General features: G+C 52.5%; 12 protein-coding genes. 10 read left to right on the forward strand and 2 right to left on the reverse strand.

Going from position 1 to position 9,552, the window contains the following annotated elements; all coding sequences use genetic code 11:
* Positions 1 to 593 precede the first annotated feature (593 nt).
* The 3 genes from RHN82_RS24470 (at position 594) to RHN82_RS24485 (ending at position 2,308) form a co-directional block, all read left to right on the forward strand.
* Positions 594 to 917, forward strand: coding sequence for a MobC family plasmid mobilization relaxosome protein (locus RHN82_RS24470; RefSeq protein ID WP_163063187.1), 324 nt, complete (start codon positions 594 to 596; stop codon positions 915 to 917).
* A 677-nt stretch (positions 918 to 1,594) separates the two neighbouring features.
* Complete coding sequence (locus RHN82_RS24480) at positions 1,595 to 2,086, forward strand: MbeB family mobilization protein (RefSeq protein ID WP_032629998.1); 492 nt, start codon at positions 1,595 to 1,597, stop codon at positions 2,084 to 2,086.
* Positions 2,087 to 2,092: 6 nt separating this feature from the next.
* Positions 2,093 to 2,308 (forward strand): MbeD family mobilization/exclusion protein, encoded by a 216-nt coding sequence (locus tag RHN82_RS24485; RefSeq protein ID WP_000137422.1) that lies wholly within the window; start codon positions 2,093 to 2,095, stop codon positions 2,306 to 2,308.
* A 670-nt stretch (positions 2,309 to 2,978) separates the two neighbouring features.
* Here the strand turns inward: RHN82_RS24485 and RHN82_RS24490 are convergent.
* On the reverse strand, positions 2,979 to 3,221 hold the full coding sequence (locus tag RHN82_RS24490; RefSeq protein WP_023316026.1) for a hypothetical protein: 243 nt from the start codon (positions 3,219 to 3,221) through the stop codon (positions 2,979 to 2,981).
* A 186-nt stretch (positions 3,222 to 3,407) separates the two neighbouring features.
* Between RHN82_RS24490 and RHN82_RS24495 the strand changes: the two genes are divergently transcribed.
* The 5 genes from RHN82_RS24495 to RHN82_RS24525 all read left to right on the forward strand — a co-directional run bounded on the left by RHN82_RS24495 (position 3,408) and on the right by RHN82_RS24525 (position 7,091).
* Entirely contained in the window at positions 3,408 to 3,725 is a 318-nt protein-coding gene (locus RHN82_RS24495) for a type II toxin-antitoxin system RelE/ParE family toxin (RefSeq protein WP_023316025.1), read from the forward strand.
* 202 nt (positions 3,726 to 3,927) lie between these two features.
* Positions 3,928 to 4,284, forward strand: coding sequence for a HigA family addiction module antitoxin (locus RHN82_RS24500; RefSeq protein WP_023316024.1), 357 nt, complete (start codon positions 3,928 to 3,930; stop codon positions 4,282 to 4,284).
* Between the two features lie 1,092 nt (positions 4,285 to 5,376).
* Positions 5,377 to 5,700, forward strand: coding sequence for a MobC family plasmid mobilization relaxosome protein (locus RHN82_RS24510; RefSeq protein ID WP_163063187.1), 324 nt, complete (start codon positions 5,377 to 5,379; stop codon positions 5,698 to 5,700).
* Positions 5,701 to 6,377: 677 nt separating this feature from the next.
* Positions 6,378 to 6,869: an MbeB family mobilization protein gene (locus RHN82_RS24520; protein ID WP_032629998.1), complete on the forward strand. Its 492-nt coding sequence runs from the start codon at positions 6,378 to 6,380 to the stop codon at positions 6,867 to 6,869.
* A 6-nt stretch (positions 6,870 to 6,875) separates the two neighbouring features.
* Positions 6,876 to 7,091, forward strand: coding sequence for an MbeD family mobilization/exclusion protein (locus RHN82_RS24525; RefSeq protein ID WP_000137422.1), 216 nt, complete (start codon positions 6,876 to 6,878; stop codon positions 7,089 to 7,091).
* Between the two features lie 670 nt (positions 7,092 to 7,761).
* On the opposite strand, the gene RHN82_RS24530 is transcribed toward RHN82_RS24525, so the two are convergent.
* Positions 7,762 to 8,004, reverse strand: coding sequence for a hypothetical protein (locus tag RHN82_RS24530; RefSeq protein ID WP_023316026.1), 243 nt, complete (start codon positions 8,002 to 8,004; stop codon positions 7,762 to 7,764).
* A 186-nt stretch (positions 8,005 to 8,190) separates the two neighbouring features.
* Here RHN82_RS24530 and RHN82_RS24535 point away from each other — a divergent pair, with 186 nt between their 5' ends.
* Both RHN82_RS24535 and RHN82_RS24540 read left to right on the forward strand, forming a co-directional pair.
* Positions 8,191 to 8,508 carry a type II toxin-antitoxin system RelE/ParE family toxin gene (locus RHN82_RS24535; protein WP_023316025.1) on the forward strand — a complete coding sequence of 106 codons (318 nt, stop codon included), beginning with the start codon at positions 8,191 to 8,193 and terminating at the stop codon, positions 8,506 to 8,508.
* A 202-nt stretch (positions 8,509 to 8,710) separates the two neighbouring features.
* Entirely contained in the window at positions 8,711 to 9,067 is a 357-nt protein-coding gene (locus RHN82_RS24540) for a HigA family addiction module antitoxin (protein WP_023316024.1), read from the forward strand.
* Positions 9,068 to 9,552 lie beyond the last annotated feature (485 nt).

Consider the following 9,552-nt stretch of genomic DNA (forward strand, 5'->3'; position numbering starts at 1 on the left):
AAACCGCGGCCATAACAGCGGAATGACACCGGTAAACCGAAAGGCAGGAACGGGGGAGCGCACGAGGGAGCCACCAGGGGGAAACGCCTGGTATCTTTATAGTCCTGTCGGGTTTCGCCACCACTGATTTGAGCGTCAGATTCTGTGATGCTCGTCAGGGGGGCGGAGCCTATGGAAAAACGGCTCTGGCGTGGCCTTATCGCTTCCCTGTTAAGTATCTTCCTGGCATCCCCCAGGAAATTTCCGCCCCGTTCGTAAGCCCGCCCCGCTCGCCGCAGCCGAACGACCGAGCGCAGCGAGTCAGTGAGCGAGGAAGCGGAATATATTCTGTATCACATATTCTCCTGACGCGCCGTTGCCGCCTTTTTTCTCCTGCCATATGAGGCACTTACTGATTTGCGTATCCGTGCCATTACATATTAAGCCAGTATACACTCCGCTAGCGCTACGTGACTGGTTCAGGGCTGCGCCCCGAAACCCGCCAAAAGCCACTGACGCGCCTGCGGCTTGTCCAACCCCGCGCCGACCGGGAAAGGCTTTCCCGCCCGTCCCGGCGTTATCAGGAGGCCGGTTTGTCAGAGAAACGGAACAAGATGCTCACCATGTGGGTGACGGAGGGCGAGCACCGGCGGCTGCTTGAGCGCTGCGACGGCAGGCCGCTGGCGGCGTGGATGCGGCAGACCTGCCTGGACGAAAAGCCTGCGCGCACCGGAAAGCTCCCCTCACTCTCGCCGGCGCTGCTGCGCCAGCTTGCCGGTATGGGCAATAACCTGAACCAGATAGCCCGCCGTGTTAACGCCGGCGGCGGCACCGGCCATGACAGGGTACAGATTGTGGCGGCGCTGATGGCCATCGATGCCGGGCTTGAGCGGCTGCGGCACGCCGTTCTTGAGAAAGGAACGGACGATGATCGTTAAATTTCATCCACGCGGTCGCGGCGGTGGCGCCGGGCCGGTGGACTATCTGCTGGGTAAAGACCGGCAGCGTGAAGGCGCCAGCGTCCTGCAGGGGAAGCCGGAAGAAGTCCGGGAGCTGATTGACGCGTCGCCTTACGTGAAGAAATACACCTCCGGCGTACTGTCGTTTGCGGAGGCCGATCTGCCTCCCGGCCAGCGGGAAAAACTGATGGCCAGCTTCGAGCGGGTTCTGATGCCCGGACTCGATAAAGATCAGTACAGCATTCTGTGGGTGGAGCACGCGGACAAGGGGCGTCTGGAGCTGAACTTTCTGATCCCCAATACCGAACTGCTGACCGGCAGGCGGCTCCAGCCGTACTACGACCGCGCCGACCGGCCGCGCATCGATGCCTGGCAGACCATCGTGAACGGCAGACTGGGGCTGCATGACCCGAACGCGCCGGAAAACCGCCGGGCGCTGGTCACGCCGTCCGGACTGCCGAAAACGAAGCAGGAGGCCACTGAAGCCATCACGCGCGGACTGCTGACCCTTGCTTCGTCCGGGGAGCTGAAAAACCGTCAGGACGTCACTGAGGCGCTGGAACGGTCAGGTTTTGAGGTGGTGCGCACCACGAAAAGCAGTATCAGCATTGCCGACCCGGACGGGGGGCGAAACATCCGACTGAAGGGAGCCATCTATGAGCAGTCTTTTAACGCTGGCGAAGGACTTAGAGCAGCAATCGAAAGCGCAGCAGCAGAGTACCGGCGAGATGCTGAAAGCCGCATTCAGCGAGCACGAGCAGTCTGTCAGAGCGGAACTGAGCGCAAGCGCGAGGAGAATCAGCGACGCCATCCTCGCACACGAGCAGAGTATGAGCGAGGCGATGGAGAAAAACCGGCGGAGCGTACTGCGGACTGCCGGGCGGACATGGTTCACCATCCTGATGGTGTCAGCGCTGCTGATCGGCACGAGCGGGAGCATACTGTGGTGGCAGGGGCAGCAGATAACCGACAATTACACGCATCTTCGTCAGCAGGAAGATACCCTGGCGAAAATGACTGCCCGGACGTGGGGAGTGCGCTATCAGGAGAGCAGCGACGGCCGGAGGTTTCTTATCCTGCCGCCCGGGATGCAAACCGAAGCCATCCCCTACGACGGGACGACATGGATCCGCCTGAAACAGGAGTAGCGGAAAATGACAGAGCTGGAAAAGCAGTTGCTGAGCGCATTAGAGCAGCTACAGCAGGACTACTCGCAAAGGCTGGACGAATGGGAGAGCGCCTTCGCGGAATGGCGGAGCATGTGTGGGCTTATGCAACGGGAGAACGCGGTGCTGAACGAGCGCGTGTCGGACTTGAGCACGCAGGTGCTGAGTTTAAGCGAGCAGCTGCGCCGCTTGTCCGGGAACTGAATGCCATCGAGCTCCGGCAGAGGGAGAATGAGTATCAGAAAACACTGGAGCTGGAGCGCCAGCCGCAGAAAACCTACCGCGGGCCGACACTTTAAACCATCCAGGCAGCTGACAACCCGCACGAAGAGGGGCTCTTATTTCTCCCGCTAAATAGGTTCGTGATCAAAAAGGTCACGACTTATTCAGGAGCGGGAAATGAAGCTGTTAAATCTCATTGAATCATTGCTTAACTGCCTGTATCTGGCGGCGGAGCTGTGGGACTGGCTGGAGAAGCATTTGTCGGTTTTTAAGGCATTGGCGCGGATTTTAGTGTGACTTTAACATCCATGCATCTGGCTGCATGACTATGCACCAGTGTAATATTCAGCGGCTGCGTTTCTGGTGTTTTTTCGTTATGTCTGTCGCCACTTTCTCGCGTCTGGCACCGGAAACGCAGCCAACCCCGTTTCAGCGGTGCGCCCAACGGATGTTATGGTAAATCAGTATCAGCTGCAGATATAAAAAAGCCGCCAGGCTGGCGGCTTGCTGTTATTTTCGTGGCTTTCCTGCATCTGAGCGTTTTCCTCTGACCCTTCCGTCATTGTTACGGTCACGAGGTTGAGTTCCGCCGCCTGGTTTAGGAACGACAACGTGTGGGTTGAGTGGTCGACGATCTGCCATTTTCTATACCTCACTGAGCATAAACAAACAATTGCCAACGAATGTTCCCTTGCGCGGGGGTATGTTGGTGGTGGTTTTGTGGTGGGATTGTTTTCCCGCCTGCGATAGTTACTTCTTTACCGCAACCGGTACATTTATAAATCCCTTCATATTCACATGTTTCTCCCGGCTTATATTCAGTGTCAAAAACCGAGTTAAACTTCGTATCTGCTTCAAAAATCTTGCTTTTGTTTCCTGAGCGAACAAGAGCCATGCAACCTCCAAATTATCATTTATTTTGCACACCCGCACTGTGCATGAGTGCATTCTACAGCATAGCCATTGATTGCACAAGTGCACTGTGCTGTTGTGCATTTGATATGTTTGCTGTACTATATCGGAGGTAAGAAGGTGATCGAAAAAATTGCCAAGTTGCGGCAAAAATTGAGGTAAAAGAAAAATGCAGCAAGATCATGAACATGATGATTGCCGCATTCAGTTTCGAGACGATTGGCTATACCAGTTTTACAAATATGGTAAAGCCAATCGAAAGATTCCAACTGCGATTAGTGCTTCATTAGGTCGCAAGCTGGATATGCTGAATGCTGCTGATAAAGTTGGAGATTTGCGGTCTCCCCCGGGAAACCGATTTGAGAATCTCAACCCTCCATTGACAGGGTATTCATCCATACGGGTGAATGAGAAGTACCGCTTGATATTTAAGTGGGGTGAAAACGGAGTCGAGGATTTGTATCTCGATCCACATGATTACCGATAGATAACAGGTCGTGGCTGTTATCTTATAAAACAAGTAGGTGAGGCGTTCCCTCACCTACATTAAAATGTCATTACAAATAATGATTAATAAAAAAAATGACGTGACTATATTTAAGATAATTACTCATCGCTACAGCTGGTAATAGACGAAATACTTATCTTCCTCATCTAACAGAGAGAAGTAAAAAATTTAGGAGTAAAGCATGTCCCAAGCAACTAGAAAACCATCAACTGTAGGGGATATTATTCTTTATGAATATCTCGAACCAAGTGGTTTAAAAATCAATGACTTGGCTGAAATGTTGAATGTGCATAGAAACTCTGCCAGTGCTTTAGTTAACAATAATAGAAAGCTGTCTACCGATATGGCTTTTAGGTTGGCTAAAGCCTTCGATACCACTGCAAAGTTCTGGCTAAATATACAGCAGTCTGTTGATTTATGGGAGGTTACTAGTAGCCCTCGATTGCAAGAAGAAATAGACAGAGTGATTCCCGCTCATGAAATCATAGAAAGGAAACACATTGTTGATAGTTCTGAGAAGAAACATGCTATTGCATGATTTTTTTTAAAAAAATATAAGTTATCCCTCAAAAAGAAGGCTTCTATAACTAGAAGCCTTCTTTTTGAGGGATAAAAACGCTCATGTTAACTTTCTTCTTACGATCTTCTTGAGATCCGTGCTCTGTACGCGTAATCTCTTGCTCTGTAAACGAAAAAACCGCCTGGGGAGGCGGTTTTTCGAAGGTTAAGTCAGTTGGGGAACTGCTTAACCTGGTAACTGGCTTCAGCAGAGCGCAGATACCAAATACTGTCCTTCCAGTGTAGCCGTAGTTAGGCCACCACTTCAAGAACTCTGTAGCACCGCCTACATACCTCGCTCTGCTAATCCTGTTACCAGTGGCTGCTGCCAGTGGCGTTTTGTCGTGTCTTTCCGGGTTGGACTCAAGTCGATAGTTACCGGAACAGGCGCAGCGGTCGGACTGAACGGGGGGTTCGTGCATACAGTCCAGCTTGGAGCGAACTGCCTACCCGGAACCGAGTGTCAGGCGTGGAATGAGACAAACGCGGCCATAACAGCGGAATGACACCGGTAAACCGAAAGGCAGGAACAGGAGAGCGCACGAGGGAGCCATCAGGGGGAAACGCCTGGTATCTTTATAGTCCTGTCGGGTTTCGCCACCACTGATTTGAGCGTCAGATTCTGTGATGCTCGTCAGGGGGGCGGAGCCTATGGAAAACCGGCTCTGCCGTGGCCTTATCGCTTCCCTGTTAAGTTTCTTCCTGGCATCTTCCAGGAAATTTCCGCCCCGTTCGTAAGCCCGCACCGCTCGCCGCAGCCGAACGACCGAGCGCAGCGAGTCAGTGAGCGAGGAAGCGGAATATATCCTGTATCGCATATTCTGCTGACGCGCCGTTGCCGCCTTTTTTCTCCTGCCACATGAAGCACTTCACTGATTTCCGTATCCGTGCCAACATATTAAGCCAGTATACACTCCGCTAGCGCTACGTGACTGGTTCAGGGCTGCGCCCCGAAACCCGCCAAAAGCCACTGACGCGCCTGCGGCTTGTCCAACCCCGCGCCGACCGGGAAAGGCTTTCCCGCCCGTCCCGGCGTTATCAGGAGGCCGGTTTGTCAGAGAAACGGAACAAGATGCTCACCATGTGGGTGACGGAGGGCGAGCACCGGCGGCTGCTTGAGCGCTGCGACGGCAGGCCGCTGGCGGCGTGGATGCGGCAGACCTGCCTGGACGAAAAGCCTGCGCGCACCGGAAAGCTCCCCTCACTCTCGCCGGCGCTGCTGCGCCAGCTTGCCGGTATGGGCAATAACCTGAACCAGATAGCCCGCCGTGTTAACGCCGGCGGCGGCACCGGCCATGACAGGGTACAGATTGTGGCGGCGCTGATGGCCATCGATGCCGGGCTTGAGCGGCTGCGGCACGCCGTTCTTGAGAAAGGAACGGACGATGATCGTTAAATTTCATCCACGCGGTCGCGGCGGTGGCGCCGGGCCGGTGGACTATCTGCTGGGTAAAGACCGGCAGCGTGAAGGCGCCAGCGTCCTGCAGGGGAAGCCGGAAGAAGTCCGGGAGCTGATTGACGCGTCGCCTTACGTGAAGAAATACACCTCCGGCGTACTGTCGTTTGCGGAGGCCGATCTGCCTCCCGGCCAGCGGGAAAAACTGATGGCCAGCTTCGAGCGGGTTCTGATGCCCGGACTCGATAAAGATCAGTACAGCATTCTGTGGGTGGAGCACGCGGACAAGGGGCGTCTGGAGCTGAACTTTCTGATCCCCAATACCGAACTGCTGACCGGCAGGCGGCTCCAGCCGTACTACGACCGCGCCGACCGGCCGCGCATCGATGCCTGGCAGACCATCGTGAACGGCAGACTGGGGCTGCATGACCCGAACGCGCCGGAAAACCGCCGGGCGCTGGTCACGCCGTCCGGACTGCCGAAAACGAAGCAGGAGGCCACTGAAGCCATCACGCGCGGACTGCTGACCCTTGCTTCGTCCGGGGAGCTGAAAAACCGTCAGGACGTCACTGAGGCGCTGGAACGGTCAGGTTTTGAGGTGGTGCGCACCACGAAAAGCAGTATCAGCATTGCCGACCCGGACGGGGGGCGAAACATCCGACTGAAGGGAGCCATCTATGAGCAGTCTTTTAACGCTGGCGAAGGACTTAGAGCAGCAATCGAAAGCGCAGCAGCAGAGTACCGGCGAGATGCTGAAAGCCGCATTCAGCGAGCACGAGCAGTCTGTCAGAGCGGAACTGAGCGCAAGCGCGAGGAGAATCAGCGACGCCATCCTCGCACACGAGCAGAGTATGAGCGAGGCGATGGAGAAAAACCGGCGGAGCGTACTGCGGACTGCCGGGCGGACATGGTTCACCATCCTGATGGTGTCAGCGCTGCTGATCGGCACGAGCGGGAGCATACTGTGGTGGCAGGGGCAGCAGATAACCGACAATTACACGCATCTTCGTCAGCAGGAAGATACCCTGGCGAAAATGACTGCCCGGACGTGGGGAGTGCGCTATCAGGAGAGCAGCGACGGCCGGAGGTTTCTTATCCTGCCGCCCGGGATGCAAACCGAAGCCATCCCCTACGACGGGACGACATGGATCCGCCTGAAACAGGAGTAGCGGAAAATGACAGAGCTGGAAAAGCAGTTGCTGAGCGCATTAGAGCAGCTACAGCAGGACTACTCGCAAAGGCTGGACGAATGGGAGAGCGCCTTCGCGGAATGGCGGAGCATGTGTGGGCTTATGCAACGGGAGAACGCGGTGCTGAACGAGCGCGTGTCGGACTTGAGCACGCAGGTGCTGAGTTTAAGCGAGCAGCTGCGCCGCTTGTCCGGGAACTGAATGCCATCGAGCTCCGGCAGAGGGAGAATGAGTATCAGAAAACACTGGAGCTGGAGCGCCAGCCGCAGAAAACCTACCGCGGGCCGACACTTTAAACCATCCAGGCAGCTGACAACCCGCACGAAGAGGGGCTCTTATTTCTCCCGCTAAATAGGTTCGTGATCAAAAAGGTCACGACTTATTCAGGAGCGGGAAATGAAGCTGTTAAATCTCATTGAATCATTGCTTAACTGCCTGTATCTGGCGGCGGAGCTGTGGGACTGGCTGGAGAAGCATTTGTCGGTTTTTAAGGCATTGGCGCGGATTTTAGTGTGACTTTAACATCCATGCATCTGGCTGCATGACTATGCACCAGTGTAATATTCAGCGGCTGCGTTTCTGGTGTTTTTTCGTTATGTCTGTCGCCACTTTCTCGCGTCTGGCACCGGAAACGCAGCCAACCCCGTTTCAGCGGTGCGCCCAACGGATGTTATGGTAAATCAGTATCAGCTGCAGATATAAAAAAGCCGCCAGGCTGGCGGCTTGCTGTTATTTTCGTGGCTTTCCTGCATCTGAGCGTTTTCCTCTGACCCTTCCGTCATTGTTACGGTCACGAGGTTGAGTTCCGCCGCCTGGTTTAGGAACGACAACGTGTGGGTTGAGTGGTCGACGATCTGCCATTTTCTATACCTCACTGAGCATAAACAAACAATTGCCAACGAATGTTCCCTTGCGCGGGGGTATGTTGGTGGTGGTTTTGTGGTGGGATTGTTTTCCCGCCTGCGATAGTTACTTCTTTACCGCAACCGGTACATTTATAAATCCCTTCATATTCACATGTTTCTCCCGGCTTATATTCAGTGTCAAAAACCGAGTTAAACTTCGTATCTGCTTCAAAAATCTTGCTTTTGTTTCCTGAGCGAACAAGAGCCATGCAACCTCCAAATTATCATTTATTTTGCACACCCGCACTGTGCATGAGTGCATTCTACAGCATAGCCATTGATTGCACAAGTGCACTGTGCTGTTGTGCATTTGATATGTTTGCTGTACTATATCGGAGGTAAGAAGGTGATCGAAAAAATTGCCAAGTTGCGGCAAAAATTGAGGTAAAAGAAAAATGCAGCAAGATCATGAACATGATGATTGCCGCATTCAGTTTCGAGACGATTGGCTATACCAGTTTTACAAATATGGTAAAGCCAATCGAAAGATTCCAACTGCGATTAGTGCTTCATTAGGTCGCAAGCTGGATATGCTGAATGCTGCTGATAAAGTTGGAGATTTGCGGTCTCCCCCGGGAAACCGATTTGAGAATCTCAACCCTCCATTGACAGGGTATTCATCCATACGGGTGAATGAGAAGTACCGCTTGATATTTAAGTGGGGTGAAAACGGAGTCGAGGATTTGTATCTCGATCCACATGATTACCGATAGATAACAGGTCGTGGCTGTTATCTTATAAAACAAGTAGGTGAGGCGTTCCCTCACCTACATTAAAATGTCATTACAAATAATGATTAATAAAAAAAATGACGTGACTATATTTAAGATAATTACTCATCGCTACAGCTGGTAATAGACGAAATACTTATCTTCCTCATCTAACAGAGAGAAGTAAAAAATTTAGGAGTAAAGCATGTCCCAAGCAACTAGAAAACCATCAACTGTAGGGGATATTATTCTTTATGAATATCTCGAACCAAGTGGTTTAAAAATCAATGACTTGGCTGAAATGTTGAATGTGCATAGAAACTCTGCCAGTGCTTTAGTTAACAATAATAGAAAGCTGTCTACCGATATGGCTTTTAGGTTGGCTAAAGCCTTCGATACCACTGCAAAGTTCTGGCTAAATATACAGCAGTCTGTTGATTTATGGGAGGTTACTAGTAGCCCTCGATTGCAAGAAGAAATAGACAGAGTGATTCCCGCTCATGAAATCATAGAAAGGAAACACATTGTTGATAGTTCTGAGAAGAAACATGCTATTGCATGATTTTTTTTAAAAAAATATAAGTTATCCCTCAAAAAGAAGGCTTCTATAACTAGAAGCCTTCTTTTTGAGGGATAAAAACGCTCATGTTAACTTTCTTCTTACGATCTTCTTGAGATCCGTGCTCTGTACGCGTAATCTCTTGCCCTGTAAACGAAAAAACCACCCTGGCAGGTGGTTTTTCGAAGGTTAGGTAATCCTGGGGAACCCCCTAACCGTGGTAACAGTCTTGAGCGGACATGTTACCAAATTTGTCCTTTCAGTGTAGCCTCACTAAGGCCGCCACTTCAAGAACTCTTGAGACATTCTCGCACATCCTGTTTGCCAATGGCCGTTGCCAATGGCGATTAGTCGTGTCTTTCCGGGTTGGACTCAAGTTGATAGTTACCGGATAAGGCGCAGCGGTCGGACTGAACGGGGGGTTCGTGCATACAGTCCATCCTGGAGCGAACTGCCTTCCCGGAACTGAGTGTCAGGCGTGGAATGAG

Origin of the sequence: Enterobacter cloacae complex sp. EB5, assembly GCF_031432835.1 — a bacterium.
GTDB lineage: Bacteria > Pseudomonadota > Gammaproteobacteria > Enterobacterales > Enterobacteriaceae > Enterobacter > Enterobacter hormaechei_C.